The organism is Leucobacter allii, from assembly GCF_022919155.1.
GTDB lineage: Bacteria > Actinomycetota > Actinomycetes > Actinomycetales > Microbacteriaceae > Leucobacter > Leucobacter allii.
The window spans coordinates 3,467,891-3,488,131 of sequence record NZ_CP095045.1; the positions used below are offsets into that span (position 1 = coordinate 3,467,891).

A 20,241-nucleotide genomic window follows, 5' to 3' on the forward strand; every position below is an offset into this window, starting at 1 on the left:
CGGCCGACCATGAGCGCACCCCACTCCGCCGGTGCGGGGCCCGAGGCCCCGCACCGCGAGCCGCCGCCCGAGCAGATCGAGGCGATCCGGCTGCGGCATCCCTGGCGCACCGTCTTCGCGGTCGTGCTGGCGATCATCGCCGCGCTGTTCATCTACGACACCGCCGTCAACCGTCCGGTCTACAACTGGGCCGAGGTCGGCAAGTACCTCTTCGACGTGCGGATCCTCTCCGGAGCCGGCTACGCGCTGCAGCTCACGGTCTACTCGATGGTGATCGCCATCGTCCTCGGCGTCGCCGTGGCCGTGATGCGCCAGTCGCCGAACCCGGTCGTGAAGGCCGTCGCGTGGCTCTACCTCTGGCTGTTCCGCGGCACGCCCGTGTACGTGCAGCTGACCTTCTGGGGACTGATCCCGACGATCTACAAGTCGATCGAGCTCGGCATCCCCTTCACCGAAGCCGTCGTCTCGCTGAACACCCGCGACCTGCTGAGCTACTTCACCCTCGCGGTGATCGGCCTCGCGCTCAACGAGGCCGCCTACATGGCGGAGATCGTGCGCGCCGGGCTGCTCTCCGTGGACAAGGGGCAGGACGAGGCCGCGACCGCGCTCGGCCTCGGCTGGTGGCACACCATGACCCGGGTGATCCTGCCGCAGGCGATGCGCGTGATCATCCCGCCGACGGGCAACGAGGTCATCTCGATGCTGAAGACGACCTCGCTCGTCACGGCCGTGCCCTTCACGCTCGACCTCTACGGCCGGGCGCGCGACATCTCGGCCGTGACCTACCAGCCGGTGCCCATGCTCATCGTCGCGTCCATCTGGTACCTCCTGGTGACGTCGATCCTCATGGTGGGCCAGTACTTCCTCGAGAAGCACTTCGCCAAGGGCGTCGCCCGCCGGCCCGATGTGATGAAGCCGACCGTCGCGACCGAGGCCATCGGCGTCGTGACGGCGGAGGAGGCGGCGCAGCACCCGACGTATCCCAGCCGCGGCGGCGAGAGCATCGTCCCCCCGCACGAGCGACCCGGAGGGGGTGGCGCATGAGCATCCACGCGAGCGACACGCCGATGGTGAAGGCCGAGGGCGTATCGAAGGCCTACGGCTCCAATCTCGTGCTGAAGTCCATCTCGCTCGAGGTGCAGCGCGGCGAGGTGCTCTGCCTCGTCGGCCCCTCGGGCTCGGGCAAGTCGACCTTCCTGCGCTGCATCAATCACCTCGAGACCGTGAACGCCGGCAGGCTCTCGGTCGACGGCGAGCTGGTCGGCTATAAGCAGAAGGGCGACAAGCTCTACGAGATGCACCCGCGCGAGTCGGCGGCCCAGCGGCGGGACATCGGCATGGTGTTCCAGCGCTTCAACCTCTTCCCGCACATGACCGCGCTCGAGAACGTGATGGTCGCACCCACACTGCTGAAGAAGGGCGACAAGGCCAAGCTGAAGGCCCGCGCGATGGAGCTGCTCGCGCGGGTCGGTCTCGCCGAGCGGCACGACTACTACCCGGCGCACCTCTCCGGCGGGCAGCAGCAGCGCGTCGCGATCGCGCGCGCCCTCGCGATGGACCCGAAGCTCATGCTCTTCGACGAGCCGACCTCGGCGCTCGATCCCGAGCTCGTCGGCGAGGTCCTCGACGTGATGAAGGGGCTCGCGGAGACCGGCATGACCATGATCGTCGTGACGCACGAGATGGGCTTCGCCCGCGAGGTCGCGGACGAGCTGGTGTTCATGGACGGCGGCGTCGTCGTCGAGTCGGGCGATCCGGTGCAGGTGCTCACGAACCCGCAGCGCGAACGCACGAAGGCCTTCCTGTCGAAGGTGCTGTGACCGTCGGAGGCGGGGCCGCTCGCGCGGCCCCGCCTCCGACGCGCGCGGCGCGGCGCTACGCGCCCTCGCCGAGGTCGTGCTTGATCTTGGTCGTGGAGACGCCCTCGGTGCGGTCGAGGTAGATGACCTCGCAGTGCTCCCTGAGGATCTCGAAGCGCGGGTCGCCCTCCCAGTCGCCGCCCATGACGACCGCGTCGATCTCGTACTTCTGCACGTCGCGGACCTTCTGGTCCCAGGCCTCCTCGGGGATGACCAGGTCGACGTAGCGCACCGCCTCGAGCATGTTCTTGCGGGTCTCGAAGTCGTGGTAGGTGCGCTTGCCCTTGCCCGCGTTGAACTCCTCGGTCGACGCGGCGACCACGAGGTAGTCGCCGAGCGCGCGGGCGCGGCGGAGCAGGCGGATGTGGCCCCAGTGCAGGAGGTCGAAGGTGCCGTAGGTGAGGATCCGCTTCATGCTCCCCAGTGTATGCGAGGGCCCTTCGCACCGGCCCGGGCCCGTGCCCGCCGCCCCGGTGACCGCGCGGCCCGCGCGCCTTCCCTCGCGGCGCCCCGGCGCGTACCCTGGGGGCAGCGGGACGGCGCGGTCGGCGCGGTCCCTGAGCACCCGGGAGGAAACGATGCGCAGCGACGGAACCCATGTCCCCGACCACGAGTCCGACCCCGCGCACAACCTCGAGGAGGGCCACGAGTGGACCGATGAGGGCGGCGCCTCGCACCTCGGGCCCGCCACGCATCTCGAGTCGGGGCATCCCGGCCGCGACGAGGCCGCGGGGGAGGCCGAGAGGGAGACCGAGGTCGAGGCCGAGCCGGATCACGACTCCGACCCCGCGCGGACGCCGGGGCGCGGCTGGGTCGGGGAGGGCGGCGCCTCGCACCTCGGGCCCGCGACGAGCCTCAGCTCGGGTCGACCCGACGAGGAGCGGGCCGAGTAGTCGCGAGCGGGCCGCTGCGCGGCATCACAGGAGCACGATGACGCCGGCGACGCCGGACACGACGGCGAGCAGCAGCGCGATCCCGATGAGGATCGCGTGCACCCGCAGGAATGCCGTTGCGCGACCCTCGGCGTCGCGCGCCCGTTCGTCCCGGCTGACACGGGTCCAGAAGCGCGGCCAGACGACGAGGTTGTAGAGGGCGTTGACGAGCAGCAGGATTCCCGCGAAGACGACCATGCCCCCAGTCTAGGAGGCGCGCTCGGCGCGCGCCCGGACCGCCGACAGTCCGAACGCGAGCTCGACGACGGCGACGCCGGCGAGCAGGAGCAGCACGATCGGCCAGTCGACGCCCGCGCCGACGAGGAGCCCGGGCACGAGGGGGCCCGCCGCCGCCGCGCCGTAGCCGACCCCCTGGCTCACCGCGGAGAACGCCGCGGTCCGGGCCGCGCTCGGCGCGGTGAAGACGATGAGGGCGATCGCCAGCCCGAAGGCCGAGCTCAGGCCCAGGCCGAGGATCGCGACGGCCAGGGGCATGAGGGCGACGGGCGCGAGGGCGAGCCCGAGCAGCCCGGTCACCGCGAGGGAGGCGGAGGCGATGAGCAGGCCCGCGCGCCGGCGCTCGCGGGAGGCGAGGCTCGGCGCGAGGAGCGAAGCCGGCAGCCCGGCGACGCTCATCCAGGCGAGCAGCAGGCCCGCGTGGGCCGGGTCGGCGCCGCGGCTCTCGGCGATCGTCGGCAGCCACGCGGTGAGCGAGAAGTAGAGCAGCGCCTGGCAGCCGAAGAAGCCGGTGACCGACCAGAGGCCGCGGGCGCGCAGAATGGAACCGCGGGGGCGAGCCAGCGTCGCCGGCCGAGCCGGCGAGGCCGCGTGGCCGTCGTCGTTCCCCTCGCCGGCGCGCTCCTCAGCGGTGGGCTCGTCATCGGTGGGCTCGTCGTCGACGCGATCCTCCTCGATGGGCGTGTCGCCCGAGTCGTCGGCGCGCCCGTCGTCGAGGCGTCCGCCGAAGGCGAGTGCGAGCGCGAGCACCGCGAGCAGCGGCACCGCCCAGACGGCGAGGCTCGGCGCGACGCGTCCGCCGAAGACGGTGAGCAGCGGGACCGAGAGCGCGGCGCCTGCGGCGGCGCTGACGCCGAAGGACGTCGTGTACACCCCGGTCCAGAACCCGCCGCGGTGCGCGAGCGCGAGCCGGATGATCTGCGGCGCGAGGATCCCGAGCAGCGCGATCGCCGCGCCGACGAGCAGCGTCCCCGCGAAGAGCGCCCCGGGCGCGAGCGGCCGCAGCAGCGTCGCGAGCGCGAGCGCGGCGAGGAGGAGCGCGAGCGCGCGGGGGAGCCCGAAGCGCCCGACGAGCCAGGGCGCGAGCGGCGAAGCGAGACCGAAGAGGAGCACGGGGATCGCGCTCAGCACGGAGATCGCGGTGTGCGAGAGCGCGTAGGCGGCCCCGATGTCGCCGAGGAGCGGGGACACGCTCGTGATCGGGAAGCGCACGCTCAGCCCCACGGCGACCGTGAGGATGCCGGCGGCGACCCCCTGGCGGCGGAGGGGCGCGCTCATCGGGCGGCGAGCTCCCGGCCGTCGCGCAGCACCCGGAGGGGCGCAGGGCGGTCGGTGACGAGCTGCGCCACGCTCAGGGCGTCGAACTCGAGCCGGGTGGCGCTCTCCGGCCGCCACCGCGCGATCTCGGGGAGGTCGAGCAGCGCGCCGCCTGCGGGGCCCGCGATGCGGAAGGCGCGTTCGAGCTCGGCATCGGTCAGCGCTCCCGTGCGGTAGGCGAGGAGATGGGCCCGATCGACCATGCTGCCCGTGCCGAACGGACTCCAGGCGTCCCGAACCCCGTCGGAGCCGGCGACCACGCGCACGCCGTGCCGCTCGAAGCGGTCCAGATCGGGGACGGGGTCGGCGCCGAGCGCGCAGCTCGCGATCCAGATGCCGGCCTCGGCGACGCGGTCGAGGGTCTCCCCGAGGCTCGGGAGCGAGGGGTCGCAGAGCGCGAAGGCGTGGCCGATCGTGACGCGGCCCTGGCGCCCGCCGGCGATGGTGCGCCGCGCGATCTCGCGGATCTCGGCGAGGCCCTCCTCGCCGCCGTCGTGGAGGTGGATGTCGAGATCGCGCCCCGCGCGGTCCGCGAGCCCGTAGATCGCGTCGAGGTGGCCGTGCAGGTCCCCTCGAGGCCGATGGGATCGATCCCGCCGACGAGGTCGGCGCCCGATGCGAGTGCCGCGCCCATGGCCTCGAGCGTTCCGGGGTTCGTGAGCAGTCCGAACTGCGGGAACGCCACGATCTGCACCGTGAGCCCCGGGAGGCGATCCGCCGCGGCGCGCACGCCCTCGACGTTCGCCGTGCCGAGCTCCGCCGAGACGTCGACGTGCGCCCGCATGGCGAGCGTGCCCTGCGCGAGGGCATGGGCGAGGAGCGCGTGGGCCCGCTCCTCGACGCCCGCGGTGTACCCGGCCTGGGTCGCGCGGTCGTTCGCGATGAGCTCGGGGAGCGTCGCCGCCGCGCGCCGCGACAGCCAGGGCCCGCCCCACGAGGTCTTGTCCGGGTGGATGTGGGCGTCGACGAGGCCGGGGGTGCGCAGCGGCGCGCTCGGGGTGTCTGGCATGCGGAGGGTCCTTTCGAGTGCGGGATGCGCCGCTCAGTCGCGGTAGGGCACGGTCGGCATCGCCTCGGTCTCGACGTCGTCGAGCTGCAGCGCGAGCGGGGCGCCCCCGCGGCGGCGTCGGGCGAGGAGCACGAGGACGCCGACGGCGAGCCACGCGCCGCCGAGCGCGTAGGTGAACGGGGCGAGCGAGGTCCACAGCCAGGCGATCGACACGAAGCCGATGACCGGCATGACCAGGTGGCGCAGGACACCCCAGCCGCGGCGCAGGCGCATGTCGAAGAACAGCACCTTGACGGTCGCGAGGTTCACCATGGCGAAGGCGGCGAGGGCGCCGAAATTGATCATGTAGACGGCCTGGTCGAGCGTGATGAACAGGACGCGGCTGACGCTCATCTGCGCGGCCGTGCCGCAGAGCACGATGCCGACGACGTTCACGACGACGAAGACGACCATGAGGACGTCGCCGCCCGCGCGCTGCATGAGCTCGGTGCCCGCGGCGTCGAGATTGTCCAGTCGGGTCCAGTCGGGGGCGATGAGGCTGCCCGCGATCGAGAAGGCGAGATAGCCGAGACCCGCGAAGAGCGTGGCGAGCACGATGCCCTTCGGAACGCGCCGGCGCGGATCGCGCGTCTCCTCGGCGAGGGTCGCGACGCCGTCGAAGCCGAGGAACGCGAAGGCGACGATCGCGGCCGCCGCGAGGATCGGGGCGATCCCGCCGTCGCCGATCGACAGCGGGGCCGTCACCGCCGAGAGGCTCGTGTCCGGCGCATTCAGCACGGCGAGCACGAGGAACGCGAGGATGACGAGCACCGAGGCGAGGATCACGACGGTGTTCATCCGCTTGATCCAGCTCACGCCGATGATGCTGAGCACGCCGACCACGACGACGCACACGAGCGTGCCGACCCAGGACGGCACGGCGGTGAACAGGCTGTTGACGTACAGCCCGAAGAGCAGGAAGTTGACCATCGGGAGGAACAGGTAGTCGAGCAGCATGACCCATCCGGTGAGGAAGCCGGTGGTGCGGCCGAAGCCGCGGGTCGCAAAGGCGTAGGCGCCGCCCGTGATCGGCACGTGCGCGGCCATGCGCCCGTAGCTGTGCGCGGTGAAGAGCATGATGACGATCGCGGCGACGTAGGCGGCGGGGAGATGGCCGTCGCTCAGCGCGGTCGCGGGGCCGTACACGGAGACGACGGAGAGCACGCCCATCGAGGTGAGCCCGTAGGCGATGAGCGCCGGCAGGCCGAGCTCGCGCTTGAGCGTGCGCGGCCTCGCTGCCGTATCGCTCGGGGTCGGGGTGGCGGTGGCGGTCATGCGCAGACTCCTTTGCTCTGGGGTGACCGGGGGCGAATGTCGCCCGATGCTCTCGTATGGTATGCCAAAGAGCCCAGAAACAGAAATCATCGCCGGAAAATGACGACTATCTCTGGCCGTGTACAACAAATGGAATACCAAAGTGCGATTCGGGTGCGCTGCCCTACACTGTCGGCAGGCGCAGGGACGCCGGCGCACGCGTGGTGCGTGAGCGCGAGGAGCGAGGTGCGGATGGCGACGGCGGGGTTCGAGGATCACGGGGTGCCCGGGGTGCCGCAGGGCGAGCGGGTCTACGCCTGGGTGCGCGACCGGATCATCGAGGGGAGCCTGGCGACCGGGAGCCGCGTGCGCGAGCGGGAGGTCGCCGAGGAGCTCGGGGTCTCCCGGATCCCGATCCGCGAGGCCTTCCCGCGACTCGAGGCGGAGGGATACATCCGCACCCTGCCGCGTCGCGGCGCGGTCGTGGCGCCGCTCGCCCTCGCCGACGTGGTCGAGCTCTTCGACGTCCGCGCGTCGCTCGAGGTGCTCGCGGCGCGGCTCGCCGCCGCGCGGTGCGCGGCGGGAGCGGAGGCGGAGCGGCTCGTCGCGGCGCTCGAGACCGCGGAGCGGGCCGTCGAGGCCGGTGGCGGCGGCGCGATCGCCGACGCCACCTCGGACTTCCACGACGCCGTCGTCGAACTCGCGGGGAATCGGCTGCTGCAGGATCTCATGCTGCCGGTCCGCGGACGGGTGAAGCGCCTCTTCCACATCGCCGACGGGCGCGACGACCGCGACGTGCACCGCGAGCATCGCGAGCTGTGCGACGCGATCGTGCGCGGGCAGACCGAGCGCGCCGCGGCGCTCGCGCTCGCGCACGTCGAGCACAGCCGGGCCGACACGGTCCCGCTCATCGCCGCGGCCGCCGGCGCGGCGGAGCCAGGGTGAGCGCTCGGGGTCCCGGCGCCGCGATCCCGCGCCGCCGCTAGGCTGAGCGCATGAGCGACTACCGGTACCTGGTCCGCAAGTGGGTCAAGCCCGAGGATCTCAACCAGCACGGCGCGCTGTTCGGCGGTCGACTGCTGCAGTGGGTGGACGAGGAGGCGGCGATCGTCGCCGTCACCCAGCTCGGCACGATCGACGTGGTGACCAGGCACATGTCGGAGATCGGCTTCTCCGCACGGGCGGATCGCGGCGATCTGCTCGAGCTGGAGTACCGCATCGTGGCGTTCGGGCGCACCTCGATCACGCTGAGCTGCCGGGTCGAGAACGCCGTCACCGGCCATGAGGTCCTCACGCTCGACCGGATCGTGTTCGTCGCGGTCGACGCCGCGGGCGTGCCCGTCGCGCACGGCCGCACCGAGGCGACGAGCGGCACGGAGCGGCTGCGCACCGCGGGCTGACGCCGGGTGCCGGCCTCAGCCCGCGGCGGGGTCCGCGGCCGGCGGCAGGTCGTAGGTCACCCAGCGCGTCTGCTGGGCGAGACGGTCGTACAGGCGTCGCGCCGTCCCGTTCCCCTCGTCGGTGATCCAGCGGACCACCGTGGCGCCCTCGTCGCGGGCGATCTCCGCGAGGCGATCGAGGAGCGCCGTCCCCGCGCCGCTCCCGCGCGCCTCCGAGGCCGTGAAGAGGTCGTCGAGGAAGAGCCCGCGCGAGGCGGTGAGCGGCCGCGCGTAGCTGCGGAAGTGGGCGATCCCGACCGGCTCGCCCGCGTGCTCCGCCAGCAGGCCGCGGACCTCGTGCGCGTCGTCGTGGAGCCAGCTCCACACCGTCTCGATCGCGTCGGGGTCATCGGCGGCCGCGTAGAACGCGCGGTACCCGCGGTAGAGCCGCTCCCAGGCCGCGCGGTCCTCCGGGGCGATCGGGCGCACCGACACGGCGGGTGCCGTCGCGTCCGTCATGCGAGGCGCTCGATCTCGACGAAGACGATGTCCGCATCGCTCCCGCGGTTCTCCACGCGGTGCTCGGAGCCGCCGGAGCGCGTGTAGCTCTCGCCCGCGACGAGAGATGCGACGATCTCGCTGCCGTCCGCGTTCGTCACGTGCATCGTGCCCGTGACCATGGGAACGACGACGTACTCGACATCGTGGCGGTGCATCGGGATCGCGCCGCCCGGTTCGATCGTCCACTTCGTGACCCGGAAGAACGCGTTCTCCAGCTGGACTTCCCCGTGCGACCCCGTGCGCTGCTCCTGCGTGCTCACCCGTCCTCCTCGATCGATGCCGACCTCTCCAGCTTATGCCGGACGCGGCCGTTGCGCCGCCCGCTGCCGAGCAGCAGCAGGCCGAGCGCCGCCGTCGCGCCGCCGAGCAGCGCTCCGACGGCGCCGCGGGAGGCGCCGCCCAGGCAGCCGGCGCCGCGGCAGCTCTGCTGGAACGGCTCCCCGCCGAACAACGGGAACTGGATCGCCGCGAGACCCGCGGCGAGGAGCAGGGATACTCCGGCCAGGAGGACGGCGAGGCCCGCCGCGGACCGCCAGCCGGGCGCGGCGTCCTCGTGCACCATCGAGACGATGGCGCCCACGAAGCACCCGACGACCAGCAGTGGTCCGGCGAGCTTGCCGAGCATGCGCGGATCGAGTTCGTGCGCGAACGGCGCGGCGAGCAGGAGCTGCGCGGCGAGCGCCGCCGCGAGCACGGCGAGCACCGCGATCGCCGGGAGCCGGCCCGATCCCGTCCGAAGCGGGCGGCGCAGCACGAACAGCGCGATCACGAGGACGCACGCGAGCACCATCGCGTCGAGGGGGAACTGCCCCGAGAGCGCCGCCCCGACCGCGCCCCGCGTGCCGGCCTGGGTCCAGTCCGCCCCGGCGATCGATGCGCCCGTCAGGTCGGCGTCCGTGAGATCCGCCTGGATCAGACGGGCTCCCGTGAGGTCGGCGTCGGTGAGGTCGGCACCCCGGAGGTCGGCTCCGCTCAGATCCGCCTGCGTCACACTCGCGTGCGAGAAGTCCATTCCCGAAAGGTCCATCCCGGCGAAGACGGCCTGCCCGAGCTCGGCGCCGGCGAACCGGGTGTCCGCGACGACCGTGTCCGCGAAGCGGGTCTGCCCGATGGCGAGGCCCGAGAGATCCGCTCCCGTGAGATTCCCGCGAAACCGCCCGGAATGGGCCATGATGGGGGTATGCGGGCGCGTTCGGCGCCCATCGACGGGGGGAGACCACATGACCGACACCGATACCGCATCGTCCACCGCTCCGGGGCGCGCGGGCGACGGGCTGCGCATCGCCCTCGGCGTCGGCGGTCTCATCGCCGTCGTGCTGGGCCTGCTCATCATGTTCTTCCCGGTGAAGTCCGGGGCCGTCGCGATGCAGCTCGTCGCGGCGGTGATGTCGGCCTACGCCCTCGTCGTCGGCGCCGTGTACATCGGCACCTCGATCTTCAGCAAGACGCTGGGCGGCTGGGCGCGTACCGGGCACATCCTGCTCGGCGTGCTCTACCTCGTGGGCGGCGTCGTGATGCTCGTGAACCTCGGGGCGACGGCGGCCGTTCTGACGCTGTTCCTGTCGTTCACCGTCGGTGCGCTGTGGATCTTCGAGGCGGTCGTCGCCTTCAGCCTCGTGAAGACGAGCCGGAACAAGGCGTGGACCGTCATCTCCGGGATCATCAGCCTGCTCGCGGGTCTTGCGCTCCTCCTGTCGCCGCTGCTCGGCGCGGTCACGCTGTGGCTGCTGCTCGGCGTCTCGATGGTCGTGCTCGGCGCCGTTCAGGTGGTGCGCGCCCTCCGGACGCCGGCCGCGGCGTAGCCGGGCGGTCCGGAAACGCGAAGGCGCGGGGCGTCGGGCGACCGGCGCCTCAGCGCATGGCCTCCAGCGACTCCGCGGTGATCGCCTCCTCGCCGGCGGCGAGTGCGACGTACTTGCGCAGCAGCACCAGGGAGGCCGAGGCCTTGTCGAACTCCGCGGCGACGAAGCGGTCGGTGGCGATGAGCGCGAGGGCCTGTCTCGCGGGCATGACGGCGCCCGTGATGAGCTCGCGTCGATCCGGCGGTGCGATCTCGCGCAGCTCCGCCATCGAGGTGAAGATGGGGAGCACGAGCTGCCCGCGAGTCGAACGGATCGTGCGGACCCTGGCGCCCTTCTTCTTCGAGGTCGCACCGGTGACGTCGACGACCAGGTAGCCCTCGCGCAGCGCGGTCAGGAACGCCGCGAGGTGCGGGTAGTCCGGGGTCGTCTGGAACGCGGCGAGCGCGTCCTGCGCGGCCGCGTTCGCGTAGTCGGCGTGGACGTCCTCGGGGATCTCGATGTCGGCCATGCTCCCAGCCTACGGGGCGATGCCGTCGTCCTCCTCCTCGCCGATGCCGCGGGCCGCGAGCGCCTCGCCCGTGAGCTGGGCGTGGGCGACCGTGCGCAGCACGAGGGGCACGACCAGGGCGCGCGGATCCCGCTCGAGCCCGCGGGCTCGGGCCGCGGCGCGCGTCTCCGCGGCGATCTCCAGGATGCTCGGGATCGCCCGGATGAGCAGCGAGCAGGCGAGGGCGACGCGCTCGGGCCGCACGCCGAAGCGACGCAGCGGCCCGAGCAGCCCGGTGACGGTCTCGAGCACGTCGGTGACGGCGGTGCTCGCCGTCACCGCGCTCGCCGCGAGGACGACGGCGAGGAGGTCTCCGACGACCTCGTAGCCGCGCACGGCGCCGGCCGTCCAGGCCGCGGCTCCGGGGAGGATCGGGCCGCCCGGCCCCCAGCCGCCGTCCAGGGCGAGGGCGCGGCTGACCGCGGTGAAGAGCAGGAGCGGGACCGCCACGAAGGCGAAGCCCCGCACCGCGCGCCAGAGCCGGCGGCCGCGCAGGCCCGCGAGGGCGGCCAGCACCAGCCCGATCCCGAGCCATGCGCTCGTGAGCCACGGACCCCCGCTCGCGACCACGCCGATCGCGAACAGGAAGAGCCCGAGCAGTTTCGCCCCCGGGCGCATCCGATGCAGCGGCCCGTCCCCCGGCAGGTACGCGCCGAGCGGGGAGGGGGCGCTCATCGGGCCGCCGCGTCCCGGTAGCGGGCGATCGCCTCGGCCGGCGGGCCGTCGAAGACGACGCCGCCGTCGGCGATGACGAGCGTGCGGTCCGCGCGCGCGGCGAGCTCCAGGTCGTGGGTCACGACGAGGAGCTGCTGGGGGAGCGACATGAGCAGCTCGCCGATCATGCGGGCGTTGCGGAGGTCGAGGAGCGTAGTGGGCTCGTCGGCGACGAGGACCGCGGGCTCCGTCGCCAGCACCGAGGCGATCGCCAGCATCTGCTTCTGCCCGCCCGAGAGCGCGTGCACGCTCCGCTCGGCGAGCGCCGCGAGGCCGAAGCGCTCGAGCGTCGCGCGCGCCGCGGCCGTGCGCGTCACGGCGTCCCGATGCCTGCGGCGGAGCGACAGCGCGACGTCCTCGAGCACCGTCGGCATGATGAGCTGCGCGGCGGGATCGGTGAAGACGAAGCCGACACGCCGCCGCACGGCGGCGCCGTCCCGTCTCGTGTCGAGGACCTCGGGCTCGGACGACCCGGGCGCGCCCGCCGCCAGCTCGATCCCGACGCTCCCGCTGCTCGGTTCGAGGAGTCCGTTCACGAGGCGCGCGAGGGTCGACTTGCCCGAGCCGTTCCCCCCGATGACCGAGATGCGGCGCTCCGAGAGCGTCAGCGTCGTGGGAGCCAGGATCCGCACGTCCCCCGCTGCGGCGGGGGCGCTGACGCTCGCGCCGTCGAAGCGGATCGTGCTCCGGGCTGCGTTCATCATCGGACGCCTCAGTCGCGGCGCGGGAGCAGCCCGGGGAAGGCGCGGTGCACCGCGGTCGCGACGACGGCGACGATGAGGGTCTTCACGAGATCGCCCGGCCAGAACGCGAGGTCGAAGAGGAAGGCCGCGCCGAGCGTCATGTCGGCGCGCCAGGCGAGCCCGAGCGGGCCGAGCAGGTGGACGAAGACGAGGTTCGCGGCGAGGCCGGCGAGGAAGACGAGCGGGATGCTCGTGGCCGCCTTGCCGCGCGGCAGGCGCTCGACGATGACGCCCATGAGCCAGGCCGCGAACGGGAAGCTCACGAGATAGCCCACCGTGGGGCCGGCGAAGGGGGCGAGCCCGGCGGCGCCGCCGCTGAAGATCGGCAGCCCGGCGGCGCCGACCGCGATGTAGAGCAGCACGGCGAGGAGCCCGCGGGTGGCGCCGAGGACCGCGCCGGTGAGCAGGATCGCGAGCGTCTGCAGGGTGACGGCGGCGGGCCCGAGGCTGATGCCGGGGATGATCGAGCAGACCGCGATGAGTGCGGCGAAGGTGGCCACGAGGGCGAGGTCCGTCGCGACGCTGCGGCGTCGGGGGGCGTGCGCCTGCGGCGCGTCCGGGGCTGCGGCGGTGCTCGCATCGGTGCTGGACACGGGGCCTCCTGGGTCGGTACCTGAACGGTGTTCTGGTGAACGGTGTTCAGGTTAGCGCTAGGCTGGGGGGATGCGCAACACACTCGCCGACGTGGTCGCCGCGGCGCTGCGGGTGCTCGACGCGCAGGGGCTCGAGAACTGCTCGATGCGCCGGGTGGCCGCGGAGCTCCAGGTGCAGCCGAGCGCGCTCTACCACCACGTGCCCGACAAGCAGAGCCTGCTCGCGCTCATGGCCGACGAGATCGTCGCCGGGGTGCTCCCCGGCCCCGCCCCGGGTGCGGAGCGCGGAGGCGGCGGCCGCGCGCGCGACATCTGCCTCGCGCTCCGCGCGGCGATGCTCGGCATCCGCGACGGGGCGGACGTCGTGGCGACCGCGGCCGCCTTCCGCCTCGGCGCGTCCGCGGTCGAGCAGGCGCTCGCGGCGCTCGTGGGCGCGGACGGCGCCCGGACCCTGCTGCTCTACACCTTCGGCCACGCCCAGTCGACGCAGACCCACCGCCAGGCGGCCGCGTTCGGCGCGCTCGTCGGCGCGGCGACGGCGGACCCGGCGCCGGGGTCGGAGCTGGAGGCCTCCTTCGGGCGCGGGCTCGACATCATCCTCGCCGGGCTCCGCGCGGGCGGCTCGGGCGCCTGAGCGCGGGAGCGGACGGCCGGGCATCGCTACGATGCTGCTCATGGAATCTCGGGATCTCAGCTACCGGCGCGGTGAGGTCGAGATGGCCTACACCGAGTCGCCGGGGCCCGCGGGCCGTGCGTTCGTGCTGGTGCACGGGATCGGCATGGGCCGGGTCGTCTTCGCCGGAGTGGGAGACGTGCTCGCCGAGCGGGGGAGGGTGCTCGCGCTGGATCTCCCCGGCTTCGGGGACTCCCCGGAACCAGGATCGGCGCACTCGATCGAGCTGACCGCCGAGGTCGTCGCCGGGTTCATCGCCGAGACCGCATCGGGGCCTGTGGTGCTCGTGGGGCACTCGATGGGCACGCAGATCGTCGCCGAGGTCGCGCGACGCCGACCGGAGCTCGTGGAGCGCCTGGTGCTCATCGCGCCGACGGTGAACCGTCACGAGCGCCGTGCGATACTCCAGGCGCTCCGGATGCTGCAGGATCTCACCGGCGAGGGGCCGAAGGTGCTGCTGCTCGGCCTCTGGGAGTACGCGAAGACGAGCCCGGCGTGGTTCCTGCGGAAGCTCCGCTACATGCTGGATCATCGCCTCGAGCGCGTCTGCCCGGAGATCGAGGCGCCGGCGCTCGTGCTGCGGGGGGAGACCGACCGCGTCTGCCCCCGCGACTGGGTCGCCGAGGTCGCCAGGCTCCTGCCGCGCGGCGAGATGGCGGAGATCCCGGGACGCGGCCACGAGGCGATCATCAAGAGCGCGGAGCCGGTCGCCTCGATGATCCTCGACTTCGCGGAGCGGCCGCGGCGAGCCTAGGAGCGCGCGGGGCGGGTGGAGCGGCCCGCGATCCGGTCGGCGGCCTTTGCGATCAGCGCCGTCCTGCCGCTCGTGCCGCGGTGCTCCAGGACGTCGGCGACCGAGTACACCCGATAGAGTCCGTTCGCCCCGATCCAACGCAGCGGCTCCGGCTCCCAGTTCCTCGGCAGCGCACGCACCCACGGCAGCTGCACGTACTCGTCATCGGTCTCCGTGAGCAGCGACGCGGCGATGCGGCCGGCGAGGTGCGCCGCGGTGAGCCCCTGCCCTGCGTAGCCGCCCATGATGACGGAGCCGCTGGGGCCGAATCGATGCACGAAGGGGCTCCAGTCGCGCGAGACGCCGATGACCCCGCACCACGCGTAGTCCACCTCCGCGGCGATCTGGGGGAACAGGTCGCGCAGCATCCGGGTGAGGCTCGACACCGTGGCGCGGTCGACGACGCCGTCGCGGTCGAATCCGGAGCCGTAGCGATAGGGTTTGCCCCTGCCGCCGAGCGCGATCCGGCCGTCGGGTGTGCGCGCCGAGTAGAAGTAGGTGTGCGCCGCGCCGGAAACGCCCTCCGCTTCCGACCAGCCGACCGCGTCCCACTCGGCGTCGGTCAACGGCCGGGTGGCGATGAGCGAGCTGTTCATCGGGAGCATCAGGCGCCCGCGGCCGGGAAGCGTCGAGGTGTAGCCCTCCGTGGCGATCGCGAACCGCTCGGCGACGACGGGGTGGCCGTTCGCGGTCGGCGCCGAGCCTCGGGGGAAGGCCACCCGGCTGCGCTCGTAGATGGGGACGCCGAGATCGCGGACGATCTCGGCGAGCGCGACCGTCATCCGGGCCGGATCGACACGGACCATGTCCGGGGAGAAGGCCCCCGATTCGGCCCGCGAGACGGCGACGCGCGCGCGGGTCTCGGCGGCGCCGAGCATCCGCATGCGGTCCTCGGGGACGCCCCAGCGGTGCGCGGCGGCGACGGCGTCGCGCACGCGCGCGGTCTCGCTCGCCGAGCGCGCGACCAGCAGCGTACCGCCCTTGTGCGCGCCGATGTCCTTGCCGGCTGCGGCGAAGATCCCCGTGATGGTATCGAGGGAGTCGCGGACGATCTCCTCCGTGCGGATCACCGCGGCCCGCCCGTGGGTCTTCGCCAGCTGGTCGCGGACGCCGATCGGCTTGCCGGAGAGCCAGCCGCAGGCGCGGCCGGAGGCGCCCGCCGACACGCGTTCCGCCTCGAGGACGACGACGTCGGCATCGGGGTGCATGGTCTTGAGGAAGTAGGCCGTCCAGAGCCCCGACAGGCCGCCGCCGACGACCGCGTAGTCCGCGGCGAGGGGTCCGTCCACGGAGGGGAATCGGGGTCGGTGCGCGAGCGCATCGATCCACATGGACGTTCGGCCGTTGATCACGGTGCCTCCCGGTCGTGTGCGTTCAGTTCACAAAACTTTACCCAGATCTCAGTATATTTGTCCACGTGCTCAAAGCTCGAAGTTAGGATGGTGACGTGAAGAGTGCTCATGGTGCGACGTCGAACGGCTCGGAGCTCGACTCCCTGGGAGAGCGGCTCCGGCAGCGTCGGAAGAACCTGCGGTTGACGCTGTCCGAGGTCGCGGCGCGATCGGGCATCACCGAGGGCTTTCTGAGCCAGATCGAGCGCAATCGCAACACGGCGAGCATCGCGACGCTCCAGAAGATCTGCACGGCCCTGGAGATGGCTGTGGGGGACCTGTTCTCCGACCAGGACACGCTGACGGTGCACCGCCACCGCAACGCACAGTTCCGGGAGTTCGGCCAGCGCGGCCGCAAAGTGCGGATCACGCCGACGAAGAACGAGCTCCTCGAGTCGTTCATCGGCGAGTTCGAGCCCTACGGCACGACCGGCGACGAGCCCTATGCGCATGGCGACTCCGAGGAGCTGCTCGTCGTGATCAGCGGTCGCGTGGAGGTGCGAATCGGTGAGGAGACGAACCTGCTCGGCGCCCTCGACAGCATCGCCTACCGCAGTTCGTCGCCCCACCTCGTGCGCGAAATCCAGGGGGAGCCTGCGGTGCTGCTCTGGGTGATGTCCCCTCCGAGCTACTGAACCGCACTCCGACTCCAGATCCCTGAGTTGTAAATTCAGGAAACTTTACTTCAAATAAATTCCTCGCTACAGTGGTGAGCGCCTTCCCGTCGGAGGGTGCTCACTGCTTCAGAGAGGAAGGACATGTCTGGTGCGAATCGGTGTTGAATGCGGAGGGACCTTTACCGATCTGGTGGTCCTGGACGAGGACGGCTCGCTCGTCGCCACGGACAAGGTGTTCTCCACTCCCGCCGACCCGGCAGCAGCCGTCCGCGAGGCGCTCGGGCACCTGGATCCCGCGATCGTCTCCGGGGCGCACCTGCTCCACGGCTCCACGGTCGCGACGAACGCGCTCATCGAGCGCAACGGGGTGCGCATCGGTCTCATCGTGACCCGCGGCTTCCGCGACATCGTGTTCCTCCAGCGCCAGGATCGCGAGGAGATGTACGATCTCAAACTCGTGAAGCCCCGGCCGCTGGTCGAGCGCGAGGACGTCTACGAGGTCGATGAGCGGCTCGACGCCCGAGGCGGCGTGATCCGAGAGCTCGATGAGGCCTCGGTCCGCACGGCGCTCGAGAGGATGCGCGCGGACGGCATCACTTCCGTCGCCGTCTCCCTCCTGCACTCCTATGCGAATCCGGCGCACGAGCAGCGCATCGCCGAGATCGCCTCAGAGACCGCGCCGGAGATCAGGCTCGCCCTCTCCAGCCAGTCCGCCCGCGAGTTCCGCGAGTACGAGCGCACGACGACGACCACGATCGACGCGTTCCTCCGCCCCCGCATCGCCGAATACATCGGGCGGCTCGCGGAGGACGCGAGCGCGTCCGGCATGTCGAGCCTCCAGGTGATGCAGTCGAACGGCGGGATGGTCCCTGCCGAGACCGCGGCGCTCAACCCGCTGACCATGCTGCGCTCGGGCCCCGCGGCGGGCGTCGCCGGTGCCATCGCCGTGGCGCAGGCCGCGGGCATCGGCGACATCGTGACGATGGACATGGGCGGCACGAGCACGGACGTCGCGGTGATCCGCGACGGTCGGGCGGATCTCACCTCCGAGAGCACCGCGGATGGGCTGCCGCTGCGCGTTCCCATGGTGGACATCGTCGCCGTGGGAGCCGGCGGGGGCTCGCTCGTCGACGTCGACTCCGGCGGGCTCCTCACGGTCGGGCCGCGCTCCGCAGGTGCGAGCCCCGGCCCCGTGAGCTACGGCCGCGGCGGTACGCAGATCACGGTGACCGACGCGAACGTCGTCCGCGGGCTCCTCCGCCCCGAGGTCTTCCTCGGCGGCACGCGGACCCTCGATCGCGATGCGGCCGTCGCCGCGATGCGCCCGCTCGCGGAGCGCCTCGGGCGCACCGTGGAAGGGCTCGCCGAGGACATCTACCGCCTCGCCTCCGTGCACATGTCGACGGCGCTGCGCATGACGACGACCGAACGCGGCTACGAGGTCAGCGAGTACACGCTCTGCGCGTACGGCGGGGCCGGTGCCCTCCACGCCGCGGCGGTCGCCGAGGAACTCGGCATCGAGCGCGTGATCATTCCGCCGTACAACGGACTGGCCTCGGCGTACGGTCTGCTGACCGCGGGCTTCCGCCGCGAGTTCGGCCGCACGAACCTCGTCGCCGTGGACGAGCTCGACGATGCGGCGCTGGGCGCCCTCACCGAGGACCTCCGCACCGAGTCGCTCGCGCGGCTCGCCGCGGAGGGTGTCGACCTGCGCGAGGAACGGATCCAGTTCTCCGCCGACATGCGCTACCAGGGACAGGGATTCGAGGTGCTGGTCGACTTCCCCTCGGGAGCGGATCAGTCGATCGCCGAACTGCGCGAGCAGTTCGAGGCCGTGCACCTGCGCAGGTACGGCTACCTGGACCCCGGCAAGGGCATCCAGCTGGTCACCCTCCGGATGACGCTCACGATGGAGCCCCCCGCAGTGGCGCTGCCGCGCGTCGACATCGATCCGACACTGCCGCGCGCGACCCAGACCCTCATCGAGGGGGAGCGGCCGGTCGAGGCCGCCTTCGTGCCGCGCCGGGCGCTCGAGATCGGCGAGGCGCTCTCCGGCCCGGCCGTCGTCGAGGACGACACCTCGACCACCTTCGTGCCGAGCGGCTGGCGCGCAGTCGTCGACGAGCAGACCAACATCATTCTGGAACGCGAAGGAGCGACGCGATGAGCACCGACCCCCAGCAGCTGGCCATTATCAAGGCCGGACTCGACGCGATCTGCCGCGAGATGGCCGTGAATCTTCGCCGTTCGGCGACCTCCTCGATCGTGCGGGAGGCGCGCGACTTCTCCGTCGCGCTCACCGACGCCAAGGGCGAGGTCGTCGCGCAGGCCGAATGCATCCCGATCATGACCGCCGGCATCTCGCTGGCGTTCGCGGACATCGCCGAGCTCGTGGACGTGAGCACGCTCACCCCCGACGACGCCTTCATCATGAACGACCCGTTCAGCGGCGGTCAGCATCTGCAGGACATCTACCTCTTCGTCCCCATCGTCGTCGACGGCACCGTCGTGGGCTTCGGCGCCACGACCGCGCATCATGTCGACCTCGGCGGCATGCACGCGGGCATCTCGACCCAGGCGACGGAGATCTATCAGGAGGGCCTGCGCATGCCGCTCTCCCGCTTCTCGATCTCGCGCGACTGGGAGAACCCCCGCGGCTTCGTCCGACAGGTGGTGGGTGCGAACGTACGCGTTCCCGATGCCGTGATCGGCGATCTCAACGCCCAGTTCGCCGCCAATCAGACCGCGACGCGTCGGCTCGGCGAACTCATGCAGCGGCACGGAGTCGCCGCGTGCACCGCCGTCATGGAGGAGCTCAAGGACTATTCGGAGCGACGCTTCCGGGACGCGATCTCCCAGGTGCCCGACGGCCGCTACCTGGCCGAGGAGTACTTCGACGGATCGGCCTACGGCGTCGGAGACGTGCCGATCTGCGTGCAGGTCGAGGTCGCCGGCGACGAGATGCGCGTGACCTTCGACGGCACGGGCGCGCAGGTGCTCGGCAACGTGAACTGCCCGGTCGCCTCGACGGTGTCCGCGGTGCAGTCGGCGATCCGCTGCTGCATCCCGGTCGAGGGCATCGACTTCAACGAGGGCTGCAACCGTCCGATCGACATCGAGGTGCCCTACGGCTCGGTGCTCAACCCGGCCGCACCGGCGGCGGTACGCTCCCGGCTCACGCCCGCCTCGCGCGTCTTCAACGCCGTCGTGCGCGCGCTCGGCGAGGCGATCCCGGAGCAGGCGGTCGCCACCGGCTTCGACACCACGACGGCGATCGCGGTGAGCAGTCTCGTCGAGGGTCGCTACCAGGTCGCGCTCGAGATCCTCGGCGGCGGATGGGGCGCGTGCGCCGAGCACGACGGCGCCGACGGCCTCGACAACCCGATCTCCAACTGCGCCAACGCCCCGGTCGAGGCGCTCGAGACCGACTTCGAGCACTTCTGGATCGACGAGTACGCGATCGTCGACCACTCCGGCGGGGCCGGCGCGAGCGCCGGCGGACGCGGCATCCGGCGCAGTTACGTCGCGAAGCAGGACGGCGTGAAGGTCGCGGGGTACTCCGATCGGCACCGGGAGGGGCCGGACGGCCGCGACGGCGGGGCCAGCGGGGCGCCCGGGGCGCACGCGATCGTTCGCGCCGATGGGAGCTCGGAGCGACTGTCGACCAACTACGAGGCCGTCCTGAATCGGGGCGACCGCATCGTCGTCGTCACCGGGGGCGGGGGCGGCTTCGGCGCCCCGCCCGCCGATCGCTAGGACGCGACCATCACCCACTGCGCGG

Annotated in this window: 25 protein-coding genes; 11 read left to right on the forward strand and 14 right to left on the reverse strand. The window is 72.2% G+C overall.

The annotated features are described in order from the left end of the window. The first annotated feature begins 9 nt into the window (after positions 1-9). Both MUN78_RS16105 and MUN78_RS16110 read left to right on the forward strand, forming a co-directional pair. Positions 10-1,044, forward strand: coding sequence for an amino acid ABC transporter permease (locus tag MUN78_RS16105; protein ID WP_244692252.1), 1,035 nt, complete (start codon positions 10-12; stop codon positions 1,042-1,044). After that, positions 1,041-1,820: an amino acid ABC transporter ATP-binding protein gene (locus MUN78_RS16110; RefSeq protein ID WP_283248404.1), complete on the forward strand. Its 780-nt coding sequence runs from the start codon at positions 1,041-1,043 to the stop codon at positions 1,818-1,820. The genes MUN78_RS16105 and MUN78_RS16110 overlap by 4 nt, the downstream gene beginning before the upstream one ends. Positions 1,821-1,875: 55 nt before the next feature. Here the strand turns inward: MUN78_RS16110 and tagD are convergent, their stop codons facing one another. Continuing rightward, positions 1,876-2,274: a glycerol-3-phosphate cytidylyltransferase gene (gene tagD / locus MUN78_RS16115; RefSeq protein ID WP_244692253.1), complete on the reverse strand. Its 399-nt coding sequence runs from the start codon at positions 2,272-2,274 to the stop codon at positions 1,876-1,878. A gap of 163 nt (positions 2,275-2,437) precedes the next feature. Here tagD and MUN78_RS16120 point away from each other — a divergent pair, with 163 nt between their 5' ends. Further along, positions 2,438-2,752 carry a hypothetical protein gene (locus MUN78_RS16120; RefSeq protein ID WP_244727761.1) on the forward strand — a complete coding sequence of 105 codons (315 nt, stop codon included), beginning with the start codon at positions 2,438-2,440 and terminating at the stop codon, positions 2,750-2,752. A gap of 24 nt (positions 2,753-2,776) precedes the next feature. On the opposite strand, the gene MUN78_RS16125 is transcribed toward MUN78_RS16120, so the two are convergent. From MUN78_RS16125 to MUN78_RS16145, 5 genes are read right to left on the reverse strand one after another with little or no spacing between them, the layout of a single operon-like run. Continuing rightward, a complete protein-coding gene (locus tag MUN78_RS16125; protein ID WP_244692255.1) occupies positions 2,777-2,989 on the reverse strand; it encodes an SCO4848 family membrane protein in 213 nt (70 codons plus the stop codon). A gap of 9 nt (positions 2,990-2,998) precedes the next feature. Next, positions 2,999-4,306, reverse strand: a complete 1,308-nt coding sequence (locus MUN78_RS16130; RefSeq protein WP_244727763.1) for an MFS transporter — start codon at positions 4,304-4,306, stop codon at positions 2,999-3,001. Continuing rightward, positions 4,303-4,548, reverse strand: a complete 246-nt coding sequence (locus tag MUN78_RS16135) for an amidohydrolase family protein (RefSeq protein WP_244727765.1) — start codon at positions 4,546-4,548, stop codon at positions 4,303-4,305. The genes MUN78_RS16130 and MUN78_RS16135 overlap by 4 nt, the downstream gene beginning before the upstream one ends. Beyond that, on the reverse strand, positions 4,503-5,354 hold the full coding sequence (locus tag MUN78_RS16140; RefSeq protein ID WP_244727767.1) for an amidohydrolase family protein: 852 nt from the start codon (positions 5,352-5,354) through the stop codon (positions 4,503-4,505). Before MUN78_RS16140 ends, MUN78_RS16135 begins: the two co-directional genes overlap by 46 nt. Positions 5,355-5,387: 33 nt before the next feature. Next, positions 5,388-6,668 (reverse strand): APC family permease, encoded by a 1,281-nt coding sequence (locus tag MUN78_RS16145; protein ID WP_244727769.1) that lies wholly within the window; start codon positions 6,666-6,668, stop codon positions 5,388-5,390. Positions 6,669-6,875: 207 nt separating this feature from the next. Here MUN78_RS16145 and MUN78_RS16150 point away from each other — a divergent pair, with 207 nt between their 5' ends. Together MUN78_RS16150 and MUN78_RS16155 are read left to right on the forward strand one after the other, a co-directional pair. After that, positions 6,876-7,592: a GntR family transcriptional regulator gene (locus MUN78_RS16150; protein ID WP_244727770.1), complete on the forward strand. Its 717-nt coding sequence runs from the start codon at positions 6,876-6,878 to the stop codon at positions 7,590-7,592. A 50-nt stretch (positions 7,593-7,642) separates the two neighbouring features. After that, on the forward strand, positions 7,643-8,047 hold the full coding sequence (locus tag MUN78_RS16155; protein ID WP_244727772.1) for an acyl-CoA thioesterase: 405 nt from the start codon (positions 7,643-7,645) through the stop codon (positions 8,045-8,047). Positions 8,048-8,062: 15 nt separating this feature from the next. Here MUN78_RS16155 and MUN78_RS16160 read toward each other — a convergent pair whose 3' ends face one another. From MUN78_RS16160 to MUN78_RS16170, 3 genes are read right to left on the reverse strand one after another with little or no spacing between them, the layout of a single operon-like run. Further along, positions 8,063-8,545, reverse strand: coding sequence for a GNAT family N-acetyltransferase (locus MUN78_RS16160; protein ID WP_244727774.1), 483 nt, complete (start codon positions 8,543-8,545; stop codon positions 8,063-8,065). Next, positions 8,542-8,847, reverse strand: coding sequence for a cupin domain-containing protein (locus MUN78_RS16165; RefSeq protein ID WP_244727776.1), 306 nt, complete (start codon positions 8,845-8,847; stop codon positions 8,542-8,544). The genes MUN78_RS16160 and MUN78_RS16165 overlap by 4 nt, the downstream gene beginning before the upstream one ends. Beyond that, positions 8,844-9,758, reverse strand: a complete 915-nt coding sequence (locus tag MUN78_RS16170) for a pentapeptide repeat-containing protein (protein ID WP_244727778.1) — start codon at positions 9,756-9,758, stop codon at positions 8,844-8,846. Before MUN78_RS16170 ends, MUN78_RS16165 begins: the two co-directional genes overlap by 4 nt. A 49-nt stretch (positions 9,759-9,807) precedes the next feature. On the opposite strand from MUN78_RS16170, the gene MUN78_RS16175 reads away from it, so the two are divergent. Next, positions 9,808-10,389, forward strand: coding sequence for an HdeD family acid-resistance protein (locus MUN78_RS16175; RefSeq protein ID WP_244727780.1), 582 nt, complete (start codon positions 9,808-9,810; stop codon positions 10,387-10,389). Positions 10,390-10,438: 49 nt separating this feature from the next. Here the strand turns inward: MUN78_RS16175 and MUN78_RS16180 are convergent, their stop codons facing one another. From MUN78_RS16180 to MUN78_RS16195, 4 genes are read right to left on the reverse strand one after another with little or no spacing between them, the layout of a single operon-like run. Next, positions 10,439-10,897 (reverse strand): SseB family protein, encoded by a 459-nt coding sequence (locus MUN78_RS16180; RefSeq protein ID WP_244727782.1) that lies wholly within the window; start codon positions 10,895-10,897, stop codon positions 10,439-10,441. 9 nt (positions 10,898-10,906) lie between these two features. Further along, positions 10,907-11,611, reverse strand: a complete 705-nt coding sequence (locus tag MUN78_RS16185; protein WP_244727783.1) for an energy-coupling factor transporter transmembrane component T family protein — start codon at positions 11,609-11,611, stop codon at positions 10,907-10,909. Continuing rightward, a complete protein-coding gene (locus MUN78_RS16190; RefSeq protein WP_244727785.1) occupies positions 11,608-12,354 on the reverse strand; it encodes an energy-coupling factor ABC transporter ATP-binding protein in 747 nt (248 codons plus the stop codon). The genes MUN78_RS16185 and MUN78_RS16190 overlap by 4 nt, the downstream gene beginning before the upstream one ends. Positions 12,355-12,362: 8 nt before the next feature. Then, entirely contained in the window at positions 12,363-12,986 is a 624-nt protein-coding gene (locus MUN78_RS16195; protein WP_244727787.1) for a biotin transporter BioY, read from the reverse strand. Between the two features lie 70 nt (positions 12,987-13,056). Between MUN78_RS16195 and MUN78_RS16200 the strand changes: the two genes are divergently transcribed. After that, the gene (locus MUN78_RS16200) at positions 13,057-13,620 is read left to right on the forward strand and encodes a TetR family transcriptional regulator (RefSeq protein WP_244727788.1); all 564 of its coding nucleotides are present in this window, start codon (positions 13,057-13,059) and stop codon (positions 13,618-13,620) included. Between the two features lie 40 nt (positions 13,621-13,660). After that, positions 13,661-14,413: an alpha/beta fold hydrolase gene (locus tag MUN78_RS16205; RefSeq protein ID WP_244727790.1), complete on the forward strand. Its 753-nt coding sequence runs from the start codon at positions 13,661-13,663 to the stop codon at positions 14,411-14,413. On the opposite strand, the gene MUN78_RS16210 is transcribed toward MUN78_RS16205, so the two are convergent. After that, the gene (locus MUN78_RS16210; protein WP_244727792.1) at positions 14,410-15,741 is read right to left on the reverse strand and encodes an NAD(P)/FAD-dependent oxidoreductase; all 1,332 of its coding nucleotides are present in this window, start codon (positions 15,739-15,741) and stop codon (positions 14,410-14,412) included. The genes MUN78_RS16205 and MUN78_RS16210 overlap by 4 nt on opposite strands. A gap of 158 nt (positions 15,742-15,899) precedes the next feature. Between MUN78_RS16210 and MUN78_RS16215 the strand changes: the two genes are divergently transcribed. From MUN78_RS16215 to MUN78_RS16225, 3 genes are all read left to right on the forward strand, one after another. Further along, the gene (locus MUN78_RS16215) at positions 15,900-16,478 is read left to right on the forward strand and encodes a helix-turn-helix domain-containing protein (protein ID WP_244692270.1); all 579 of its coding nucleotides are present in this window, start codon (positions 15,900-15,902) and stop codon (positions 16,476-16,478) included. 172 nt (positions 16,479-16,650) lie between these two features. Next, positions 16,651-18,627 carry a hydantoinase/oxoprolinase family protein gene (locus MUN78_RS16220; RefSeq protein WP_244727793.1) on the forward strand — a complete coding sequence of 659 codons (1,977 nt, stop codon included), beginning with the start codon at positions 16,651-16,653 and terminating at the stop codon, positions 18,625-18,627. After that, positions 18,624-20,216, forward strand: coding sequence for a hydantoinase B/oxoprolinase family protein (locus tag MUN78_RS16225; protein ID WP_244727795.1), 1,593 nt, complete (start codon positions 18,624-18,626; stop codon positions 20,214-20,216). The genes MUN78_RS16220 and MUN78_RS16225 overlap by 4 nt, the downstream gene beginning before the upstream one ends. The last annotated feature ends 25 nt before the right edge of the window (positions 20,217-20,241 follow it).

What these genes read in the sequence shown, in the direction of transcription:
- MUN78_RS16105 (WP_244692252.1), top strand. Translation starts at nt 10, where the DNA reads ATGAGCGCACCCCACTCCGCCGGTGCGGGGCCCGAGGCCCCGCACCGC.
- MUN78_RS16110 (WP_283248404.1), top strand. Translation starts at nt 1,041, where the DNA reads ATGAGCATCCACGCGAGCGACACGCCGATGGTGAAGGCCGAGGGCGTA.
- tagD (WP_244692253.1), bottom strand. Translation starts at nt 2,274, where the DNA reads ATGAAGCGGATCCTCACCTACGGCACCTTCGACCTCCTGCACTGGGGC.
- MUN78_RS16120 (WP_244727761.1), top strand. Translation starts at nt 2,438, where the DNA reads ATGCGCAGCGACGGAACCCATGTCCCCGACCACGAGTCCGACCCCGCG.
- MUN78_RS16125 (WP_244692255.1), bottom strand. Translation starts at nt 2,989, where the DNA reads ATGGTCGTCTTCGCGGGAATCCTGCTGCTCGTCAACGCCCTCTACAAC.
- MUN78_RS16130 (WP_244727763.1), bottom strand. Translation starts at nt 4,306, where the DNA reads ATGAGCGCGCCCCTCCGCCGCCAGGGGGTCGCCGCCGGCATCCTCACG.
- MUN78_RS16135 (WP_244727765.1), bottom strand. Translation starts at nt 4,548, where the DNA reads ATGGTCGATCGGGCCCATCTCCTCGCCTACCGCACGGGAGCGCTGACC.
- MUN78_RS16140 (WP_244727767.1), bottom strand. Translation starts at nt 5,354, where the DNA reads ATGCCAGACACCCCGAGCGCGCCGCTGCGCACCCCCGGCCTCGTCGAC.
- MUN78_RS16145 (WP_244727769.1), bottom strand. Translation starts at nt 6,668, where the DNA reads ATGACCGCCACCGCCACCCCGACCCCGAGCGATACGGCAGCGAGGCCG.
- MUN78_RS16155 (WP_244727772.1), top strand. Translation starts at nt 7,643, where the DNA reads ATGAGCGACTACCGGTACCTGGTCCGCAAGTGGGTCAAGCCCGAGGAT.
- MUN78_RS16160 (WP_244727774.1), bottom strand. Translation starts at nt 8,545, where the DNA reads ATGACGGACGCGACGGCACCCGCCGTGTCGGTGCGCCCGATCGCCCCG.
- MUN78_RS16170 (WP_244727778.1), bottom strand. Translation starts at nt 9,758, where the DNA reads ATGGCCCATTCCGGGCGGTTTCGCGGGAATCTCACGGGAGCGGATCTC.
- MUN78_RS16175 (WP_244727780.1), top strand. Translation starts at nt 9,808, where the DNA reads ATGACCGACACCGATACCGCATCGTCCACCGCTCCGGGGCGCGCGGGC.
- MUN78_RS16180 (WP_244727782.1), bottom strand. Translation starts at nt 10,897, where the DNA reads ATGGCCGACATCGAGATCCCCGAGGACGTCCACGCCGACTACGCGAAC.
- MUN78_RS16185 (WP_244727783.1), bottom strand. Translation starts at nt 11,611, where the DNA reads ATGAGCGCCCCCTCCCCGCTCGGCGCGTACCTGCCGGGGGACGGGCCG.
- MUN78_RS16190 (WP_244727785.1), bottom strand. Translation starts at nt 12,354, where the DNA reads ATGATGAACGCAGCCCGGAGCACGATCCGCTTCGACGGCGCGAGCGTC.
- MUN78_RS16200 (WP_244727788.1), top strand. Translation starts at nt 13,057, where the DNA reads ATGCGCAACACACTCGCCGACGTGGTCGCCGCGGCGCTGCGGGTGCTC.
- MUN78_RS16205 (WP_244727790.1), top strand. Translation starts at nt 13,661, where the DNA reads ATGGAATCTCGGGATCTCAGCTACCGGCGCGGTGAGGTCGAGATGGCC.
- MUN78_RS16225 (WP_244727795.1), top strand. Translation starts at nt 18,624, where the DNA reads ATGAGCACCGACCCCCAGCAGCTGGCCATTATCAAGGCCGGACTCGAC.